Origin of the sequence: Mumia xiangluensis, assembly GCF_010994095.1 — a bacterium.
Taxonomy (GTDB): Bacteria; Actinomycetota; Actinomycetes; order Propionibacteriales; family Nocardioidaceae; genus Mumia; species Mumia xiangluensis.
In genome coordinates, this window is record NZ_WJYO01000004.1 from 122,778 (window position 1) to 142,896 (window position 20,119).

The following is a 20,119-nucleotide window of genomic DNA, read 5'->3' on the forward strand; positions in this document are numbered from 1 at the left end:
ACTGGCAGCACGCTGTCGCGGAGGTCCCGAGTGAGCAAGCACAGGTCGTACGCCCACCTGACGGTGCTCGTCGTGCTCTCGCTGGCGCTCGCGGCAGGGATCTCGGTGACGTGGCGCGTGTACGACCTCGAACCCGGCACGACGCTGCCGTGGGCGTGCCTGCCGGTCCTGCTCGTCACGGTCGCGGCCGCCAGCCACTTCACGGTGGAGGTCCGCGGTCCGCGCGACCCCTTCCGGTTCACTTTGGTGACGTCGGCGATCGCGCCGTTGGTCTACGGGTACGGCGTCGGCGTCGTCGCCGCGACCGTTGCTCTCGCCCACGTCCCGTCGCTGTTCTCCCGCCGAGTCCCTCGCATGCGGACGTGGACGTTGATGGCGCGCTGGACCCTGGCGGCGACCGCCGGGACGGCTGTCGCCGACCTCCTCGGCGTCGGGGCCGCGCTCACGGACCGGGCGATCTTCGCGTTGCTCACAGCGCTCGTCGTGATCGTCGTCGTGAACACGCTCTGGGTCGTCATCGAGGGAGCGGTGACGGACGCCGACTCATGGCCGTACCCGATCCGTTCGGTCGGCCACCTGGCCGTGGGGGCCGCGGCCCACCTCGCGGTGAACGCCCTGTTCGGGCTGCTGTTCGTGTTCGCGCTCGCCGGCAGCCCGTTCGGCGTGCTGCTGGTGCCTGTCCCGCTGCTGCTGACGTTCACCGCTGCGCGGCTGTACGAGGAGGCCTACGCCGACCGCGCACGCGTCGAGACGTTGAGCGAGACCGTCCGTGTGCTCTCCGACCCGGTCGACCCGATGACGGCGGTGCGGCCGTTCCTCAAGGAGATCCGTGACCGCTTCGACGCGCGCGCGGTGTCGTTGGTGGTGCACCGCGAGGACGCGCGCGCCAGCGCGTACCGGCTGTCGACCGACGACGACTACGAGGAGGACGTCCCCGTGGGCCCACTCGAGCGCCGGCTGGCCCGCGGCGGCGAGGCGACGCGGGCGTCGGTCGACGACAACAGCGCCATCGCACGCCTGTTGCGCGAGGGCGGCCGGACGTCGTGCCTGTCGGCCCCGATGCAGATCGGTCCGAGGGACGTCGGCGTGATCGTCCTGCTGGACGTGCCCGAGCCGACCACGGGACGCCGCGAGCGGGACCAGATGGCCGTGATGAAGACCCTGGCCCGGCAGACCGCGCACACCCTGACCCGTGGTTGGGCGATCGCGAAGGTGGTCCAGAACGAGCGGTCGCTCGCCGAGATCCTCCAGAGCACGTCGGACGGCATCTTCACGGTGGACGCGGCCGGTCGGATCGCGACGTGGAACCCGGCGTGCGAGCAGATCACCGGCCTCGCGGCGGCGGACGTGGTGGGGCGCCGGGACGCGCTCCAGCGGGTGCAGGCGCGGACGGCGACCAACCGCCCGGTCGACCTGAGCGAGTGGCAGGAGATCGACGACTTCCCGCGGGAGATGGTCATCACCGCGACGGACGGCCGTTCGCGGCAGCTGGCGTGCTCCTTCGCCGGAGCGGAGGGCAGCGAGGGCTCACCCCTTCTCGTCGTGGTCGCGCGCGACATCACGCCGGCGACGGAGTTCCACGAGCTGCGCGAGCAGTTCAAGCACCTCGTCGCGGTGCAGGCGGCGCAGCGGCTCGTGGTCGACCACCTCCAGCAGGCCGTGGCTCCGGAGCCGCCGGGGATCGACGGCGTCGACATCGCCGTCTCGTACGTCGCGTCCGACCCGACCGCGCCGACCGGGGGTGACCTGTTCGACTGGCACCTGCTCCCCACCGGTGAGCTGCACGTGGCGGTCGTGGACGTGCTCGGCCACGGTGTGACCGCGACCCGGGACGCGCTGACGGTGATCCACACCCTCCGCTACGTCGCGGTCGAGGGGACGCCGCTCGAGCGGCTGATCGTGCGGGCCGACGACCTTCTGGGCGCTCAGGAGAGCGACCTGGTCGCGACGGTCGTGGTGGCGCGGTTCAACCCGGCGACCGGCGACCTCCGCGTGGCCTCGGGTGGGCATCCGCCGGCGATCGTCGTGTCGCCGGACGGTGCCGTCCGGGAGGTGTCGAGCAGCGGTGGCGCGATCGGGTGGCCGGGCGTCGGGAGCAGCTCCGTCGCTTCGACGCGTCTCGGGGCGGGCGACTCTCTCATCCTGTACACCGACGGGCTCGTCGAGGCCCGACGCGACATCATCGCCGGGATGGCGCAGCTGGAGCGCATCGCCTCGGAGGTCGCCGACCTCCCGGCCCAGAAGCTCTCTGACGCGCTGGTCCTGCGCTCGCTGGAGGGCGCCGAGCGGCACGACGACGCTCTCGCGCTGGTCGTGAGGCGCGCGGCGCGACCTGCCGCCGCCTCCGTGGTGCGCTGGGAGCTCGGTCCGCAGGCGACGTCGATGATCGGACGCGTACGCCGCGAGCTCGCGCAGTGGATGAGCGAGCAGGAGATCACCGGTGACGACGCCCTGCTCGTCGCCGGCGAGCTGCTGTCCAACGCGATCGCCGCGGCACGGACGCGAGCCGTGCTGTCGGCGGAGGTCGTCGACGGCGCGCTCGTCCTGGTGGTGAGCGACGACGGCCGAGGTGATCCCGACCTTGCCCAGCAGGGCCTCACGCCGCCTCCGGCGGGGACGGAAGGGGGCCGGGGGCTCTTCATCGTGCGCCAGCTCAGCAGCGACGTGCAGACGCTGAGCACCGGCGAGGGGTCGACGGTGCGGGCCCGGGTGGTGACGACGCCGCGCACGCCGGTGAGCGCGCAGTGACCTCGGCGCGCGCCGCCCGGGTCCGACGGATCAGACGATGTTGTCGGCCGACCGGCGCAGCGTACGCCGGTGGTGGCGGGTCGCCTCGACCGTGATGAGGACGAGTGCCGCCCACACCAGGAAGAAGCCGACCCACCGCCCGGTGGTCATGTGCTCGTGCATGACGAGCACGCCGATCGCGAACTGGAGGATGGGTGCGACGTACTGGAGGAGCCCGAGCGTCGTGAGGCTCAACCGGGTCGCCGCTCCTGCGAACAGCAGCAGCGGCGCTGCCGTGACGACACCCGTGGCGGCGAGCAGCAGCGCGTGCCCGGCGCCGTGCTGCCCGAAGCTGATGGCGCCGGTCGCGGCCAGGAACGCGAGGTAGGCCAACGCCGGGGGGGCATCACGAGGGTCTCGACGGCCAGCCCCTCGATCGACCCGATGCCGGCCTGCTTCTTCAGCAAGCCGTACACGCCGAAGGAGATCGCCAGCGTCAGTGCGATCACCGGCAGGTGACCGTAGTCCCAGGTCAGCTCCACCACGGCGAGCGCCGCGATGCCGAGGGCGCACCACTGCAGCGGCCGAAGCCGTTCGCGCAGGAACACGACACCGAAGGCGATCGTGATCAGCGGGTTGATGAAGTAGCCGAGGGACGCCTCCACGACGCGGTCGCTGTTGACCGCGTAGATGAAGGTGCCCCAGTTGATCGAGACCGCCACAGCGCCTGCGACGACGTACGCCATCCGGCGCCGGTCACGCAGGACCGCGACGGCGTGCGTCCACCGCCGTACGACGAGCAGCAGCACGGTGACGACGACGAGCGACCAGACCACCCGGTGCGCGAGCACCTCCAGCGGCGAAGCCGGTTCCAGCAGCGGCCAGAAGAGCGGGACGATCCCCCAGATGAGGTACGCCCCGACTCCCAGTGCGAGTCCCTGGGCGGTGTCCGACAAGTCGCGTGTCTGTCCGGCTGGTGTCACCTGGTGAGGTTACGCGTCGATGGTCCAGGTGTCGTTGCCGGTCAGGAGCTGCTGCAGGTTGCCCTTGCCCATGGTGCCGACGGCGGTGTCGAGCTGCTGGCGCGCGAGGTCGTCGTAGGCCGGTCGCTCCACCTGACGGAAGATGCCGATCGGTGCCCGGTCGAGGTGGCCGCCGTCGGTGAGGCGGCTGATCGCGAACGCGAGGGTCGGGTCGTCGGCGTGGGCGTCGTGGACGAGGACCTGGTCGCGGTTGGCGTCGCTGATCTCGACGGGCTCGATCGTCCCGGTCGCCGGGTTGCGGACGAGGCCGTGCTCGCCGTCCGGGCCGTAGGTGATCGGCTGGCCGTGCACGAGCGGGATCACCGCGTGGTCGCGGGTCGCGGGGTCCTTGATCGTGTCGAACGCGCCGTCGTTGAAGATCGGGCAGTTCTGGTAGATCTCGACCAGCGACGTGCCGCGGTGGGCCGCAGCCTCGCGCAGCACCCCGGTGAGGTGGTTGCGGTCGGTGTCGATCGTGCGGGCGACGAAGCTGGCCTCGGCGCCGAGGGCCAGCGAGATCGGGTTGAACGGGTTGTCGAGGGAGCCCATCGGGGTCGACTTGGTGACCTTGCCGATCTCGGAGGTGGGGGAGTACTGGCCCTTGGTGAGCCCGTAGATCCGGTTGTTGAACAGCAGGATCGTCATGTTGACGTTGCGGCGCAGCGCGTGGATCAGGTGGTTGCCGCCGATCGACAGCGCGTCGCCGTCGCCCGTGACGACCCACACCGACAGGTCGGAGCGGCTGGTCGCGAGGCCGGTGGCGATCGCCGGCGCACGTCCGTGGATCGAGTGCATGCCGTAGGTGTCGAGGTAGTACGGGAAGCGCGACGAGCAGCCGATGCCCGAGACGAAGACGATGTTCTCGCGCTTGAGGCCCAGGTCGGGCAGGAAGCCCTGGACAGCCTTGAGCACCGCGTAGTCACCGCAGCCGGGGCACCAGCGCACCTCCTGGTCGGACGTGAACTCCTTGCCGGTCTGCTTCGCGTCCGCCGCGGGCATCCCGGCGAGTCCGTCGCGGGCCAAGGTCGGGGTGGGGAGGTCGGTGGTCGGGGTGCTCATCGGTCATTCTCCAGGCGGTGGGTGTCGATGCTCTTGACGGCCTGCGCGATGACCTCGGCGAGCTCTTCGGAGCCGAACGGCATGCCGGTCACCTTGTCGTAGCCGTGGACGTCGACGAGGAACTCCGCACGCAGCAGCAGGGCCAGCTGGCCGAGGTTCATCTCCGGCACGATCACGTGGTCGTACGACCGCAGGACCTTGCCGAGGTTGCGCGGGAAGGGGTGGATGTGACGCAGGTGGGTGTGAGCGACGTCGATGCCCTGGGCGCGTGCGGCGCGGACGCCGGCACCGATCGGGCCGTACGTCGAGCCCCAGCCGAGCACCAGGACGCGGGCCTCGCCTGAGGGGTCGTCGACGACGAGGTCCGGGATGGTGTCGGCGACGCGGGCGACCTTGGCTGCGCGGTTGCGGACCATCCGGTCGTGGTTGGCGGGGTCGTAGGAGATGTTGCCGGTGCCGTCGGCCTTCTCGATGCCGCCGACGCGGTGCTCGAGGCCGGCCACACCGGGCGGGGCCCACGCGGGGGCGTGCGTCTCGGGATCACGGGCGTAGGGGAGGAACTCGGCGCCGTCGGCCGGGAGCGTGGCGAACGCGGGCTCGATGCGAGGGAGTGCGTCGACGTCGGGGATGCTCCACGGCTCCGAGCCGTTGGCGAGGTATCCGTCGGACAGCAGCATCACCGGGGTGCGGTAGGTGACGGCGATCCGGGCGGCCTCGACCGCGGCGTCGAAGCAGTCGGCCGGCGACTGAGGCGCGATCACCGGCAGCGGCGCCTCGCCGTTGCGGCCGAACATGGCCTGCAGGAGGTCGGACTGCTCCGTCTTCGTGGGGAGACCGGTCGATGGTCCGCCGCGCTGGACGTCGACGATGACGAGCGGGAGCTCGAGCATCACGGCGAGGCCGATCGTCTCCGACTTCAGCGAGATGCCGGGGCCGGACGTGGTCGTGACGCCGAGCGCCCCGCCGAAGGATGCTCCGAGCGCGGCGCCGATGCCGGCGATCTCGTCCTCGGCCTGGAAGGTCGTGACGCCGAAGTGCTTGTGCTTGGACAGCTCGTGGAGGATGTCCGAGGCCGGCGTGATCGGGTACGCGCCGAGGAAGACCGGGAGCCCGGACTGCTGGCCTGAGGCGATGATGCCGTACGCGAGTGCGGTGTTGCCCGTGATGTTGCGGTAGCGACCGGACGCCATCGGGGCCGGCGCGATCTCGTACGAGACGGCGAAGGCCTCGGTCGTCTCGCCGAAGTACCAGCCAGCCTTGAACGCGGCGACGTTCGCATCGCGGATCGCGGGCTTGCTTGCGAACTTGCTCTCCAGGTAGGCGAGCGTCGCGTCGGTCGGGCGGCCGTACATCCACGACACCAGGCCGAGCGCGAACATGTTCTTCGACCGTGCGGCGTCCTTGCGGCCGAGACCGAAGTCGGCGACGGCGTCCACGGTCATGCCGGTCAGGTCCAGCGGGTGCACCTGGTAGTCGGCGAGCGAGTCGTCGTCCAGCGGCGAGGTGTCGTAACCGGCCTTGGCCAGGTTGCGCTTGGTGAAGTCGTGGCTGTCGACGATGACGATGCCGCCAGGTCGCAGGTCCTTGATGTTGGCCGCGAGGGCGGCCGGGTTCATCGCGACCAGCACGTCGGGCCGGTCCCCCGGGGTGAGGATGTCGTGGTCGGCGAAGTGGACCTGGAAGGAGCTGACGCCCGGGAGCGTCCCCTGAGGTGCGCGGATCTCCGCCGGGAAGTTCGGCAGCGTGGACAGGTCGTTGCCGAAGGCCGCCGTCTCCTGCGTGAAACGGTCTCCTGTCAGCTGCATCCCGTCGCCGGAGTCTCCTGCGAACCGGATGACTACCCGGTCCAGCTTTTCGACCTGCTTGCTCTCGCTCGCCAAGGCCCGGCCCTTCTGTGCGTCGTCTCTGAAGTGGTGCCCCTTCATCAGGTTAGCCACACCTTCAGAGTAAGGGGAGTGAATTTGGAACACTGTTCCATATCAGATCACGGGCATGTCGCGCGGGGCTGCCGCAGTGTGCCAGACGCGCGTCGTCGCTGCCCGGGACCCGAGCCCCGGGCAGCGACGACCACCGCTAGCGAGCGAAGCGGTCCTGCATGGCGTCCGTGCTCTTGCCCGCACCGTGCGACTTGCCTGGCTTGCGGACACCGTTGACGGTCGACGTGTCGAACGCGAACGTGATCGTCGCGGCTGCCAGCGCGTCGGAGTTCACGTCGAGCGCGTACTCGTTCACGTTGCCGACCAGCGTGTAGTCCTCCTCGAGCTGGTCGTACAGCGCGACGTTCTGACCGTCCCCGCGGAGGTTGTCGCAGAACGCGTGGTAGCACGGGTCGTACGCCGCGCCGGCCACACCGCCGTACAGCTCCTCCTCCGCCGCGGTCTTCACGCCCTCGGCCCCGGTGAACAGGCCGCCCGCCGGGATGTCGATCGCGATGAACGGGCCGTAGTCGGACCGACCGGAGAACTCCGTGTCCTGGAACGGGATACCGCGGTCGGCGTAGAACTTCTCGAACGTGTCCTCGATCTGCGCCGAGCCCTCCGGGATGAAGCCGGGGGCCGCGGTGCCGCCGGAGTTGTCTCCGTCGTACACACCGAACATGTAGTTCGGAGATCCGATCATGTCGAAGTTCAGGTAGAGAGCGATGTCGTCCGCCTCGGCGGGCGTCAGGTTCGCGACGTAGTGCTCGGACCCGAGCAGGCCGGACTCCTCAGCACCCCACCACGCGAACCGCACGGTGTTGTTCGGCTTGACCTTCTGCATCTGGATCGCGGTCTCGAGCAGTGCCGCGCTGCCGGTGCCGTTGTCGTTGATGCCGGCACCGCCCTGGACGCTGTCGAGGTGCGCCCCGACCATGACCGTGTTGCGGTCGTCGCCGTGCGACGTCTCCGCGAGGACGTTGTATGCGGTGCGGGTCTCGGCGACGTAGTCCACCGTGACGGTGACCGTGGCGCCGGGTGTCGCTGCGAGGTCCTCGCCCGCCGCGGACGTCGCGAACACCGCGGGGATCGTGAGGCCGGTGGCGTCGCCGATCATGTTGATCAGTCCGGTACGCCCGGGCTGGCCCTCGTTCATCACGACCACGCCTGCGGCACCCGCCGCCTGCGCGTTGAGGACCTTCACGTTGAAGCCGCAGGTCCCTCGCTGGACGAGCGCGATGCCGCCGGCCGGGAAGCCGGCGAAGTCGGTCGCCTCGCAACCGCTCGTGTTGCTGTTCGGCGGGAGCCCCGCAGCGGGCACGACGACGCCGACGGGGACCAGCGGGCCGGTCGCGGTGCCCTCCGGGCTGCCGGAGTCGAAGGTGTTGCGGAGGAAGTCGGTCTCGTTCACGAACGTCCGAGGGTTGGGACTCACCCGGATCAGCTCCGAGTTCTCCTCGAAGTAGTCGAACGGGAACGCCTGGACGACCGGGTCGTAGCCGGCCCCCTCGAGCTGGTCGACGACGTAGTCGACGGAGGCGTCGTAGCCCTCCCGGCCCGCGGCGCGGTCTCCGTGCTCGTCGGCGATGTCCTGGAGTGCCTCGAGGTGGTCGATGACGCCGTCGACCGTGACGGCCTTGGTGAGCTTCTTGACGGAGTTGTTGTTGGGGACGGCTGCCGACGGCGCAGCGCCAGCGACGACCAGAGCCGCGATCGCGACTCCGGCGTAGACGGTCCTCATTGGGTTTCGCAACACTGAACGAGCCCTTCTCTTGAAGCGCTCGGCCCCCTGTGCCCGAGACTGCCGAACGGTCCTGAGACTAGACGCCCGCCTCAGCGCCTGCTGGTCGTTTGTGCACGCCGCCTCCCGCTAGGAGCTCGGCGACGACTCGCGCGCGCTGGTGTCGCGTGCCGCGATCGCGTAGCGGACGCCGGCGAGCGCCTCACGGATCGTGCTCGCGTAGCCGTCGTCGGGGAGGATGTCGATCCTGGCCGCGGCGTGCTCGGCGTGGACGGCGGCCTCGTCGAACCGCCCCAGGCGGCGGAGGACGTCGGCGAGATTGAGGTGCAGCGACGGGAAGAACCCGGCGACCGCGAGCCCGGAATCGTACTCCTGGGCCCGGGCGTCGGTGGTCTCGTGGGCGGCGGCGAGCGCTCGCTCGTCCCAGCGGAGCTCCTCCTGCGGGTCCGGCGTCACGTCGGCGAGGTAGTGCGCGACGACGCACCGGTGGAACGGGTCTCCCTCGGCGCCGATCTGGTCCCAGACCTCCTGCAACCCGGCGCGGGCGCCGTCGCGGTCGCCCTGGTGCCCGAGTGTCACCGCTTCGGTGACGCGTTGCATGACGGGGTCCGGGGTCGCGGTCGCTTCAGTCATGGCCTGAGCGTACGAGAGGGCGGGGACATGATCGATGTCCCCGCCCTCACGCACGTACGGCGTCGCCCGACGGGCTAGCGCACCCGCAGCGACTTCGGGCGCGACGTTGCCCGGGAGTACGCGGAGTAGCGCGGGACGAACACCGCGGTGATCTTGTGCTTGCCGCGCTTGAGCTTGGTCGACTTCAGCTTCAGGACGGCCTTGCCGTGCTTCACCTTGACGGACTTGATGCGCTTCTTGCCGTCACGGAACACGACCTTGCCCGACACCGAGCCCGCCGCGACGCGCACCGTCGCGACCAGCTTGGCGCCCTTGCGGCCGTACGTCGTCGCCTTCGGCTTGACACGAAGCCGGACCGTCGACGCGATCTTCGGGACCCGCTGTCCGGCGGTCGAGCGCCACATCGCCGGCGAGGTGGCACCCTTGCGGCCCGCGACCTGCGCCTGGATCAGCGCCCCGCCGTCGGCGATCGACACGCGGTACGTCGGGCCAGTCGCGCCAGCGATCGGCCGACCGCTCCGCAGCCAGCGGTAGGAGTAGCTGGTCGGCGACGACGTCCACGTGCCCCTCGTGGTGGACAGCGTCGCGCCGAGGCGCGCGGTGCCGCTCATGACCGGACCGGTCCGGGCGAGCGACAGCCGCGAGACGTCGAGGATGCCGGTGCCGCACAGCGCCCTGGTGCAGTTCGGGCGACCGTTCGCGATCGCCGGGAACGGCTTGACGGCCCAGCGGAGCGCGGCCTCGATCGTCGCGGGGGAGTACGCGCCGTGCGACGCGAGGAGGGCTGCCGCGGCGGCGACCGCGGGGGTCGCCATGCTGGTTCCGGCCATCCGCCCGTATCCCGCCACGCTCGGCACGGATGTGCCCGTGTTCCAGGTGGAGAGGATCGAGTCCCCGGCGTCGCCGCCGGCGGTCGCGAGGTCGACGGCGGGGCCGTAGTTGGTGTACGGGGACCACGTTCCGGTCGCGGTGAAGCCGCCGGCCCGCTGGCCGGCCTTGCCGGTCGCTGCGACGGTGACGACACCCGGGCAGTTCGCGGGCATGTAGCCCCGCGCGTCCCGGTTGTCGTTGCCCGCGGCGACGACGACGGTGGTGCCGCGGGCACGCGCGCCGGAGATGGCGGACTGCACGAGACCGGGGCAGTAGTTCAGCGCACCCGAGAGGGAGAGATTGAGGATCTTGGCGGGCGTCCGGTTGCGGGGGACACCGGGCACACTGCCGCCCGAGCCCCACACGATGGCCGCGGCGATGTCGGAGCCGGCGCCACCGCAGAGACCGAGCGCGCGCAGGTGCTGGATGCGGACGCCGGGGGCATTGCCGACAACACCGATGGTGTTGCTGCGGGCGCCGATGATGCCCGCCACGTGGGTGCCGTGCCAGGTGCTGTTCGCGGCGCGTGTGCCGGGACCGCACTGGCCGGCGGCCTGCCAGTCGCCCGCGTCGCTCGGGTTGGAGTCGCGTCCGTGCCCGTCTCGGGCTGTCCACGAGTTCGCGATGAAGTCGAAGCCGGCGACGGTCCCTGCGTTGAGGTCGGCGTGCGAGGTGGAGCCGGTGTCGACGACCCCGACGACGACGCGACCGGTCGTGACCGGCCACACGGTGTGGGTCTGCGAGCCGTACGTGCCGTGGATGCCCCACTGCTGCGCCCAGAGCTGGTCGTTCGGAGCGGCCGGAGTGACGAGGACGTCCGGCTCGACCGACGCGACGCCGGGGAGCGCGGCGACGTCGGCGGCCGCGGCCCGTGCCTTCGCGAGCGTGGTCGGCTCGTCGAACGCCAGTGCCTCGACGTTCTCGGTGACAGGGGTCGCCGCGGCGGGTGACGTCTCGACCCCGGCGACGGCGTCGGCGCGGCGGGCGACCGCCGCGATCGGACGGGACCCGTCCTCGTACGTGACGACGAGACCGGCTGCGCGCGGCGACGGGGTGCTGGTGGTCGGCGGGCTCTCCACGGCGGGAGCGTCGGTGGACGGTGCGGAGGCCAGGGCCGGGGGGACCGCGACGAGCACGAGACCCAGCGACGCGAGCATGCTGAGGGGGCGGATCAGGCGAGGCATGCGGACAGTGTGACGTGTCGAGGGGGCCACCTCGTACGGACCCCTTCGGCCGGGCGTCGCGACGCGGACACGGGCGGCGGGCACAGAACCCGCGCGGGTCGCTCGACCCCCTAGACTCAGGCGCATGTCCGACTACGCCGACTACCTCGCGACGTACGCGTCGGTGGCCGCGATCATCGGCGTCGGCGTGCTCCTCGCGGCCGGGATGCTCGGCGTCAACCGGCTGTTCCGACCCACGCTGACGACCCCCGCGAAGCTGCTGACGTACGAGTCGGGCGTGGACCCCGTCGGCGCCGGCTGGGCGCAGAGCAACGTCCGCTACTACGTGTACGCGTTCCTCTACGTCGTGTTCGCGGTCGATGCCGTCTTCCTGTTCCCGTGGGCGGTGGTCTTCGCGTCGATCGGGTGGGCCGCAGCGATCGAGATGGCCGTGTTCCTCGGGTTCATCGCCGTCGGTCTCGTGTACGCCTGGCGCAAGGGGGTGCTGTCGTGGACGTGACACCCGCGCCCGTCCCGCTCGGCGTGCCGTCGCTGCAGCGCCTCGGCGAGGCCGACCTCGGCGTCGGCTCCGCGCTCGCGCCCCGACCGGTGCGCTACCTCCTCAACTGGGGGCGCCGCTACTCGCTCTGGGTGTTCAACTTCGGTCTGGCCTGCTGCGCGATCGAGTTCATCGCGGCCTCGATGGCCCGGCACGACTTCATCCGCCTCGGGGTCATCCCCTTCGCGCCCGGTCCGCGCCAGGCCGACCTCATGGTCGTCTCGGGCACGGTCACCGACAAGATGGCGCCCGCCATCGAGCGCCTCTACCACCAGATGCCCGACCCGAAGTACGTGATCTCGTTCGGCTCCTGCGCGAACTCCGGCGGCCCCTACTGGGACTCCTACTGCGTCACCAAGGGCGTCGACCAGATCATCCCGGTCGACGTCTACGTGCCGGGCTGCCCGCCGCGCCCGGAGGCGCTGCTGCAGGGCATCGTCACGCTCCAGGACAAGATCGCCGGCGAGGACCTCGCCGAGCGCTACGGACGTACGGGGCCGAGGCGCTCGGTCTCCTCGCTCCTCCGCCCCCCGGTCACCCCCGAGCGGGACAGGTAGGGGCCGCGATGGGCTGGGCCTCCGACGTCCTCGAGCTCGGGCGCGTGATCGGCGGTGACCGCGTCACCGTCTCCGAGGAGCTCGGGCAGGTCACGCTGACGGTCCCGTCCGGCTGGTGGCGACCGATCGTCGCAGCGCTGCGCGACCGCGCGGGGTGCGGCTACTTCGACTGGCTGAGCGCGGTCGACGAGGCCGGCGGTCCCACGCCGTACGCCGACGAGCCGGACCTCGCCGGCGGCTTCCGCGTCGTGTGCCACGTGGCGGCGTTGTCGCCGGGCGTCCGCAGGACCGCCGTCCGCGACGTCCTGGTGCAGACGACGGTGACGCGTGCCGAGCCGGTGCTCGACTCGGTCGTCGCCGTGTACGCCGGCGCGGCGTGGCACGAGCGCGAGACGTACGAGATGTTCGGGATCGACTTCCGGGGCGGCGTCGCTCTGGACACCCTCCTGCTGCCGGACGCGTTCGAAGGGCACCCGCTGCGCAAGGAGTTCGTGCTGGCGTCGCGCGTCGTCAAGCCGTGGCCGGGAGCGAAGGAGCCCGGCGAGTCCGACCACGACGTCGCTGCGGCGGACGCGTCGCCGGGACGCCGTCGGATGCGGCCGCCAGGTGTGCCGGACGCCGAGCAGTGGGGTCCGCGCGAGCCTGGCTCGCCGGCGCCCGACCCGCTCGCGCACGCGACCGCAGGCCCGGCATCCGGCCCCGCCCGGCCGCGCCGGGCCCGCAAGGCGACGCCTCCGGCACCCGAGGAGGGCGGCGCGGATGGGTGAGGTCCTCGAGATCGCGCTGCGGTGCCTCGTCGTCCTCGCGGCGTTCCTGGTGCTGCCGCTGCTGATCGGTCAGATCGAGCACAAGACGATGGCGCACATGCAGTCGCGGGTCGGCCCGATGTACGCCGGCGGCTTCCACGGATGGGCCCAGCTCATCGCCGACGGGGTGAAGTTCGTCCAGAAGGAGGACGTCACGCCGCGTGCCGCCGACCGTACGGTTTTCGCGCTGGCGCCCGCCGTCGCCCTCGTCCCGTACCTCGTGGTGCTCTTCGTCATCCCGCTCGGCCCGAGCATGGTCGGCGCCGACCTCGACCTGGGGTTGTTCTTCGCGCTCGCGGTGATGAGCATCGGGGTGCTCGGCTCGCTGATGGGCGGCTGGGCGAGCGCCAACAAGTACTCCTTGATCGGCGGTCTGCGCGTCGCGTCGCAGCTGATGAGCTACGAGCTGCCGATGGTGCTGTCCGCGGTGTCGGTGGCGATGATGGCCGGCACGCTCTCGCTCGTCGGCATCGCCGAGGCGTGGCAGTGGTCGTGGCTGCTGTGGCAGCTGCCGGCGCTGGTGGTGTTCGTGACGGCAGGTCTCGCCGAGCTGCAGCGACCGCCGTTCGACATGCCGATCGCCGACGCCGAGCTGGTCCTCGGTCCCTACACCGAGTACGGCGGCATGCGGTTCGCGATGTTCCTGCTCGCCGAGTACGCAGGCATCCTGGTGCTCGCCGCGCTGACGACGACGCTCTTCCTCGGCGGGTGGCGCGGGCCGTCGTCGGAGGAGCTCGGGTGGTTGTGGGCGCTGACCAAGACGATGGTCGTGGCGTTCTTCGTGGTGTGGTTCCGCGTCGCGTGGCCCCGCATGCGCGAGGACCAGCTCAATGCACTGGCCTGGAAGGCCCTGGTGCCGGTGGCGCTGGGGCAGCTGGCCCTGACGACGGTGGTGGTTCTGGCATGAGCAGGTTCGGCGCTTCGATGAGACGTGCGGTCAAGGGCAGCGGGCTGGTCAAGGGGCTCCAGGTCACCTGGCACAACCTGACGCACCGAGCGGTCACCCAGCAGTACCCGGACGTGATGCCGGAGCTGCCGCCGCGCAGCCGCGGGGTGATCGCGCTGCAGGAGGAGAACTGCACCTCCTGCATGCTGTGCGCCCGCGAGTGCCCGGCGTGGTGCATCTACATCGACTCCCACAAGGAGACGGCGCCCCCCGTGACCGAGGGCGGTCGCGAGCGGTCCTTCAACGTCCTGGACCGCTTCGACATCGACTACTCGCTCTGCATGTACTGCGGCATCTGCATCGAGGTCTGCCCGTTCGACGCGCTGCACTGGTCGCCGGAGTTCGAGTACGCCGAGCTCGACATCCGCGACCTCACGCACGACAAGGACCGCCTCCGCGAGTGGATGTGGACGGTGCCCCCGCCGCAGGCGCTCGATCCTGCCGCCGAGGACCCGAAGGAGATCGGGGTGGCGGAGAAGGCTGCCCACCGCGAAGCGGAGAAGGCGGCAGAGCGCGAAGCGGAGAAGGCGGCAGAGCGCGAAGCGGAGAAGGCGGCAGAGCGCGAGGCGGAGAAGGCGCAGGATCCCCCGGGGCCGCTCGCATGACGGCGGTGACGGTGGTCTTCGCGGCGATGGGGCTGGTCGCGCTCGTGTCGGCGTTCCTCGTCGTCACGAGCGACCAGATCATCCACGCCGCGCTGTGGCTGGTGGTGACGCTCGGCGCGGTCGCCGGCCTGTACGTCCTGCTGGCGGCCGAGCTGGTCGCCTGGGTGCAGGTCCTCATCTACATGGGCTCCGTCGTGGTGTTGCTGCTGTTCGCGCTGATGCTCACCCGGACTCCGACCGGTCCGGGCTCGGCCACGGTCACCCGCAACCAGCCCCTCGCGACGGTGGTGGCCGGAGCGACGACGGTCGCACTCGGTGCGGTGATGTGGGCGGGGTTCGGCGGCGAGGTGATCGACGAGGACGAGGTCCGGGTCGGTACCGCCGCGCGCCTCGGCGACGCGATCTTCCGGACGTGGGTGCTGCCGTTCGAGGTGCTGTCGGTGGTACTCCTGGCGGCGCTGGTCGGCGCGATCGTGCTCACGCGCAGGGGTGAGCGCTGATGCCGCTGATGCTCCCGCTCGTGGTGTCGTGCGGTCTGTTCGGGCTCGGCCTGTACGCCGTGCTCGCCCGCAGGCACGCGGTGATGGTGCTGCTCGGGATCGAGCTCATGCTGAACGCGGCGAGCCTCAACCTGGTCGCGTTCGACACCTGGTGGGCGGACACCGTGCACACGGGCCAGTCGCTGACGCTGTTCGTGATCGCGCTGGCCGCGGCCGAGATCGGGCTCGGCCTCGCGATCGTGCTGGCGCTGTTCCGGGCGGTCGGCAACTCCGACGTCGATGGTCAGGAGCCGCCGACGTCCCTGCTCGCGGAGGGCGGTGACGAGCTGTGAACCGCCGCTACTCCGCGTCTGCGGTCGGCATCACCGCCGTGATGGCGGTGTGCGCGGCGGTGGTCGCGTTCCCGAGGCTCGGCGACGACACGGGCCCGTACGGCCTCCCGGCAGGCCGTACGACGACGCTGGTCGACGGAGGTGACCTCCTCGGCGTCTCGGTGACGTTCTACGTCGACCATCTGAGCGCGGTGATGCTGCTGCTCGCCGCGACGGTCGGTCTGCTCGTGCAGGTCTACTCGGTGGCCTACCTCGCCGGCGACGCCCGCTACCGCTCGTACACCACGATCATCCAGCTGTTCCTCGTGGCGATGGCGACGGTCGTGGTGGCCGACAACCTGTGGCTGCTGGTCGTCGGGTGGGAGGTCATGGGGCTCTGCTCGTACCTGCTGATCAGCCACCACTGGGAGCTTGCGCCGGCCCGCGCGGGGGCCGTGAAGGCCTTCCTGCTCACCCGCATCGGTGACCTCGGCCTGCTGGTGGCCGTCTTCGCGATCGGTCAGACCTTCGGCACGTACGAGATCAGCGAGGTGCTCACGGCGATGGCCTCGCCGGACGCTCCGGAGGGACTCACCGCGATCGGGCTCCTGCTCGTGGTCGCCGTGATCGGCAAGTCGGCGCAGTTCCCGCTGCACACCTGGCTCGCCGACGCGATGCCCGGCCCGACGCCGATCAGCGCGCTGATCCACGCGGCGACGATGGTCGCGGCCGGGGTCTTCCTCGTCGCGCGGCTATACCCGGTCCTCGCGGAGTCGGCGGTCACGATGACGGTCCTCGCGGTCGTCGCCTGCGTCACCATGCTGCTCGCCGCGCTGCTGGCTCTGACGTCGGGTGATCTCAAGCGCGTGCTGGCGTGGTCGACGGTCAGCCAGCTCGCGTACATGTTCGCCGCGCTCTCCGTGGGTGGCTATGACGCCGGGATCGACCACCTCCTCTCTCACGGCGCCTTCAAGGCGCTGCTGTTCCTCGTCGCCGGCTCGGTCGCGCACGCGATCGGGTCCACGGCGCTGCGCGACATGGGGGGCCTCCGCGTGGCGATGCCGTTGACGTTCCTGACCGGGACGATCGGCTTCGCCGCGCTGGCCGGGGTGGTGCCGACGGTCGGGTTCTTCAGCAAGGACGCGGTGCTGGAGTCCGCGTGGCACGCGATCGGCCACGACGCCCCGGTCGCGCCGCTGGTCGCCGTCGTCGTGCTGGTCGTCGGCCTGGTCACCGCCGCGGTGACGGTCGTGTACTCCTTCCGCGCGTGGTCGATGACCTTCGTGGGTCACGGTGCTCCAGCACGCGCGTCCGTCGCCGTCCACGAGGCTCCGCCGCTGATGGTCGGTCCGCTGGTGGTCCTCGCCGCCGCGACGCTGCTGCTCAGCCTCGCGATGCCGTTCGACCTGCTGATGGGTCTCGTGACGACCGCGATCGTCGTCGCCGCCGGGTGGCTCGCGTGGCGGACCATGTCGGCCGGGCGGGACCCCGCGAGCCTGCTCGGGCCGGCACAGCCCGCGTTCACGCGCGAGCTCGACTGGGACCTCGGGTACGCCGGCGCCGGTGTGGTTGCTCGCCGCGCAGGCGACCTCGTGACGGCGACCGACCGTGACGTCATCGGCTTCTACCCCCGCGCGGCCGCCGCGACGAGCGTGTGGCTGTCGCGGGTGCTCGCCCGCGCGCAGAGCGGCAACGCTCAGACCTACGTGACCGTCCTGGCGGCCGGCGCCCTGCTGACGACCCTGCTGGTGGTGGTGCGATGAACGGCCTGGTCGTCGCCCTGGCACTGCCCGCGGTGGCGGCGCTGCTCCTCGTGGTGCTGCGCGACATGCTGACCGACCGGCTCGCGGCCTGGGCCGGGGTCGGGGTCTCGGTGGTGGTCGCGATGCTGTTGCTGGTCACCTGGGTGGGGGGCGACGGCGACGGCTACGTGGCCGAGGTCGACCTCGTCTGGGTGCGCTCGCTCGACCTGCACCTGCACCTCGGCATGGACGGCATCTCGTTCCCGCTGCTCTTGATGACGGCGCTGGTCACCGCGCTCGTCTGCTGGGCACTGGTCGACGACCCGCCGCGGGGGGACAACGCGACACCGGGTCTCGTCGGGCTGCTGATGGTCGTCCTGACCGCCTCGATCGGTGTGTTCGCCGCGCTCGACCTGGTGCTCTTCTTCGTGTTCTTCGAGCTCGCGTTGATCCCGATGTGGTTCGTGATCGCGCGCTGGGGCGACCCGCACGACCCCGTCGGCCGCCGTACGGCCGCGACCCGCTTCCTGCTGTACACCGTGGTCGGCTCCGCCCTGATGCTCGTCGGGTTCGTGACGGTGTGGGCGCTGGCCGGCACGGTGCAGATCCCGGAGCTCGCCGCGCTCGGCGCCCAGCTCGACGGGGGCTGGGCGCTGTTCGCGGCCTGCATGATCGCGCTCGGGCTCGCCGTGAAGACGCCGGTCTGGCCGCTGCACCTGTGGCTGCCTGATGCGCACGCCAAGGCGCCCACCGTCGGGTCGGTCCTGCTGGCGGCGGTCTTCCTCAAGCTCGGCACGTACGGTCTCCTGCGGGTCTTCGTCGCGGTCCTCCCGGGACCTGCGCGCGACCTCGCGCCCTGGCTCGGCCTCCTCGGCGTGGTCGGCATCGTCGTCGCCTCGCTGGCGTGCCTGCGGCAGGCCGACCTCAAGCGCCTCATCGCGTACTCCAGCGTCGGCCACATGGGCTTCGTCGTCCTCGGGATCGCGACGCTGACCGAGATCGGCATCGCGGCTGCGGTGTTCGCGAGCGTCGCGCACGGCGTCGTCACCGCCCTGCTCTTCTTCAACGCCGGGTCCCTGAAGCGCCGGTTCGGGACCGCGGAGATCTCCGTGCTCGGTCGCGGCATGTACGCACGGATGCCGGCGCTCGCGGTCGTGCTCGCGTTCGCCTCGGTCGCCAGCCTCGGTCTGCCCGGCCTCGCGGGCTTCTGGGGCGAGATGATGGCGCTGCGCGGCACGTACGAGGCAGCGGCAGGCGCCGACGGCGCCGGGCTGGGTGAGGCCCTCGCCGCCGTCCTGCTCGTCGGCGCGCTGCTGGGGGTCCTGCTGACCTCCGCGTACTTCCTGCGGGTGCTCCGCCGTACGCTCCAGGGCGTCCCGACGCCGCACGACGCCGACACCGACCTCGCCGGGTCCGAGCGTGGCATCGCGATCGTCCTGGTCGTGGCCGTGCTCGTGCTCGGTCTCGTGCCGGGCCTGGTGATGGGTGTGGTCGAGCCGAGCATCCCGGCGATCCTGGGAGGCGCACGATGACGGTCGTGGACGCGATCGACTGGACCTCGGCCGGGGTGCCGCTGCTGGTGGCGGTCGGTGCGATCGTGGTGCTGGTCGTCGACGCCTTCTGGCCCGCGGGCGGGTGGCGCCGGTCCGGTACGCTCGCGATCGCGTCGCTGGCGGCCGCCGCGGCCTGGCTGGCCAACGGCGGGTCCAGCGGGGCGATCGTGGCCGGCTTCTCGTGGGTGATCCTGCTGTCGGCGCTCGCGGTGGTCCTGCTGGCGCAGGTGCTCGAGGACGACGCGCAGATGCCGGCGGGGGAGTCGGGCTTCCTCCTGCTGTCGGCCACCGCGGGGGCGCTCACCCTCGCGGCGGCGGACGACTTCGTGACGCTGGTCGTCGCGCTGGAGCTGTTGTCGCTCCCGTCGATCGCGCTGGTCGCGATGCGTCGCGACCGTGCCGCGGCGGTGTCGTCGGCGTGGACGTTCTTCATCGCGTCGGCGACGGCCACGGCGATCACGCTCATGGGGCTCTCGCTGCTGTACGGCGTCACCGGGACCCTGACGTACGAGGGTGTGCTCGTCGGCCTGCAGGACGACCGTGTCCCGGAGCGGACGACCGCGGTCGTGGTGGTGCTCGTCCTCGTCGGACTGGTGTTCAAGGTCGGAGCGGTGCCGTTCCACCTGTGGATCCCCGACGCGTACCGCGGCGCCTCGGTCCCGGTCGCGGCGTTCCTGTCGGTGGTCTCCAAGGGCGGCGCGCTGGCCGCCCTGCTCGTCGTCCTCGCGTACCCGTTCCTTCCCCTGCAGCCGCGCTGGGACATCTTCATCGCGGTCGTCGCCGCGCTGTCCATGACGATCGGCAACCTCGGCGCGCTGGCTCAGCGTGACGTGGTCGGGATGCTCGCCTGGTCGTCGATCGCCCAGGGCGGGTTCGTGCTGGCGCCGCTGGTCGCGGTGTCGCTCGGCTCCGACGACATCCTGTCCGCGCCGCTGCGCTACCTCGCGGTGTACGCCATCGCGAACCTCACGGTGTTCGCGGTCGCCGCGGTCGGGCTGCGGACGCTCGGCGGCACCTCGTACGCCCACTACGCCGGCGTGGCCCGCCGCCAGCCGTTGTTCGGCGTCGCGCTCGTGATGGGCCTGCTCGCCCTCGCGGGGTTCCCGCCTGCGGTGATCGGGCTGGTCGCGAAGTACGTCGTCCTCCAGCCGGTGATGCTGGGAGGCTACGCGTGGCTTGCCGTCGTGATGGCCTTCAACGTCGCCCTCGGGCTGGTCTACTACCTGCGGCTGGTCGTGGTCGCGTTCGCCCCGGCGGACCGCGTCGACGAAGGCGCCGTGGTCACCGGGGCCGCCGTCCGCGGGGGCCGCGGCACCACGATCGCGTACTCGGTGGTCGCCATCGGGGTCGTCCTGCTGCTCGCCACGTCGGTCTACCCGACGCTCGTCTTCGGTCCGCTGCCCTGACGA

The 20,119-nt window shown here is 71.3% G+C and carries 17 protein-coding genes and 1 pseudogene; 11 read left to right on the top strand and 7 right to left on the bottom strand.

Annotated elements, in window-relative coordinates; all coding sequences use genetic code 11:
* The first annotated feature begins 30 nt into the window (after window positions 1–30).
* Complete coding sequence (locus GH747_RS13660) at window positions 31–2,748, top strand: ATP-binding SpoIIE family protein phosphatase (protein ID WP_149770164.1); 2,718 nt, start codon at window positions 31–33, stop codon at window positions 2,746–2,748.
* A 30-nt stretch (window positions 2,749–2,778) separates the two neighbouring features.
* On the opposite strand, the gene GH747_RS22310 is transcribed toward GH747_RS13660, so the two are convergent.
* The 7 genes from GH747_RS22310 to GH747_RS13690 form a co-directional block, all read right to left on the bottom strand.
* A complete protein-coding gene (locus GH747_RS22310) occupies window positions 2,779–2,982 on the bottom strand; it encodes a hypothetical protein (RefSeq protein WP_228552928.1) in 204 nt (67 codons plus the stop codon).
* Window positions 2,979–3,710: an EamA family transporter RarD gene (rarD, locus tag GH747_RS13665; protein WP_228552929.1), complete on the bottom strand. Its 732-nt coding sequence runs from the start codon at window positions 3,708–3,710 to the stop codon at window positions 2,979–2,981. Before rarD ends, GH747_RS22310 begins: the two co-directional genes overlap by 4 nt.
* A gap of 9 nt (window positions 3,711–3,719) precedes the next feature.
* Window positions 3,720–4,808 carry a 2-oxoacid:ferredoxin oxidoreductase subunit beta gene (locus GH747_RS13670; protein ID WP_149770165.1) on the bottom strand — a complete coding sequence of 363 codons (1,089 nt, stop codon included), beginning with the start codon at window positions 4,806–4,808 and terminating at the stop codon, window positions 3,720–3,722.
* Window positions 4,805–6,733, bottom strand: a complete 1,929-nt coding sequence (locus tag GH747_RS13675; protein WP_149770491.1) for a 2-oxoacid:acceptor oxidoreductase subunit alpha — start codon at window positions 6,731–6,733, stop codon at window positions 4,805–4,807. Before GH747_RS13675 ends, GH747_RS13670 begins: the two co-directional genes overlap by 4 nt.
* Window positions 6,734–6,881: 148 nt before the next feature.
* The gene (locus tag GH747_RS13680) at window positions 6,882–8,465 is read right to left on the bottom strand and encodes a M20/M25/M40 family metallo-hydrolase (RefSeq protein ID WP_149770166.1); all 1,584 of its coding nucleotides are present in this window, start codon (window positions 8,463–8,465) and stop codon (window positions 6,882–6,884) included.
* 129 nt (window positions 8,466–8,594) lie between these two features.
* Complete coding sequence (locus GH747_RS13685; RefSeq protein ID WP_149770167.1) at window positions 8,595–9,098, bottom strand: hypothetical protein; 504 nt, start codon at window positions 9,096–9,098, stop codon at window positions 8,595–8,597.
* 74 nt (window positions 9,099–9,172) lie between these two features.
* A complete protein-coding gene (locus tag GH747_RS13690) occupies window positions 9,173–11,152 on the bottom strand; it encodes a S8 family serine peptidase (protein ID WP_163695620.1) in 1,980 nt (659 codons plus the stop codon).
* A 124-nt stretch (window positions 11,153–11,276) separates the two neighbouring features.
* On the opposite strand from GH747_RS13690, the gene GH747_RS13695 reads away from it, so the two are divergent.
* From GH747_RS13695 to GH747_RS13740, 10 genes and pseudogenes are all read left to right on the top strand, one after another.
* Complete coding sequence (locus tag GH747_RS13695; protein WP_149770169.1) at window positions 11,277–11,651, top strand: NADH-quinone oxidoreductase subunit A; 375 nt, start codon at window positions 11,277–11,279, stop codon at window positions 11,649–11,651.
* Window positions 11,642–12,247, top strand: a complete 606-nt coding sequence (locus GH747_RS13700; RefSeq protein WP_149770170.1) for an NADH-quinone oxidoreductase subunit B — start codon at window positions 11,642–11,644, stop codon at window positions 12,245–12,247. The genes GH747_RS13695 and GH747_RS13700 overlap by 10 nt, the downstream gene beginning before the upstream one ends.
* Window positions 12,248–12,255: 8 nt before the next feature.
* Window positions 12,256–13,014 (top strand): NADH-quinone oxidoreductase subunit C, encoded by a 759-nt coding sequence (locus GH747_RS13705; protein WP_149770171.1) that lies wholly within the window; start codon window positions 12,256–12,258, stop codon window positions 13,012–13,014.
* Window positions 13,007–13,960 (top strand): NADH-quinone oxidoreductase subunit NuoH, encoded by a 954-nt coding sequence (gene nuoH, locus GH747_RS13710; RefSeq protein WP_149770172.1) that lies wholly within the window; start codon window positions 13,007–13,009, stop codon window positions 13,958–13,960. The genes GH747_RS13705 and nuoH overlap by 8 nt, the downstream gene beginning before the upstream one ends.
* A 116-nt stretch (window positions 13,961–14,076) precedes the next feature.
* A pseudogene (locus GH747_RS22315) lies at window positions 14,077–14,373 on the top strand (4Fe-4S binding protein); the annotation flags it as partial.
* Between the two features lie 227 nt (window positions 14,374–14,600).
* Window positions 14,601–15,104, top strand: a complete 504-nt coding sequence (locus GH747_RS13720; protein WP_149770173.1) for an NADH-quinone oxidoreductase subunit J family protein — start codon at window positions 14,601–14,603, stop codon at window positions 15,102–15,104.
* A complete protein-coding gene (gene nuoK / locus GH747_RS13725) occupies window positions 15,104–15,436 on the top strand; it encodes an NADH-quinone oxidoreductase subunit NuoK (RefSeq protein ID WP_149770174.1) in 333 nt (110 codons plus the stop codon). Before GH747_RS13720 ends, nuoK begins: the two co-directional genes overlap by 1 nt.
* Window positions 15,433–17,178 (top strand): NADH-quinone oxidoreductase subunit 5 family protein, encoded by a 1,746-nt coding sequence (locus GH747_RS13730; protein WP_149770175.1) that lies wholly within the window; start codon window positions 15,433–15,435, stop codon window positions 17,176–17,178. Before nuoK ends, GH747_RS13730 begins: the two co-directional genes overlap by 4 nt.
* Window positions 17,175–18,689 (top strand): complex I subunit 4 family protein, encoded by a 1,515-nt coding sequence (locus GH747_RS13735; protein ID WP_149770176.1) that lies wholly within the window; start codon window positions 17,175–17,177, stop codon window positions 18,687–18,689. Before GH747_RS13730 ends, GH747_RS13735 begins: the two co-directional genes overlap by 4 nt.
* Window positions 18,686–20,116 carry an NADH-quinone oxidoreductase subunit N gene (locus tag GH747_RS13740; RefSeq protein WP_149770177.1) on the top strand — a complete coding sequence of 477 codons (1,431 nt, stop codon included), beginning with the start codon at window positions 18,686–18,688 and terminating at the stop codon, window positions 20,114–20,116. The genes GH747_RS13735 and GH747_RS13740 overlap by 4 nt, the downstream gene beginning before the upstream one ends.
* The last annotated feature ends 3 nt before the right edge of the window (window positions 20,117–20,119 follow it).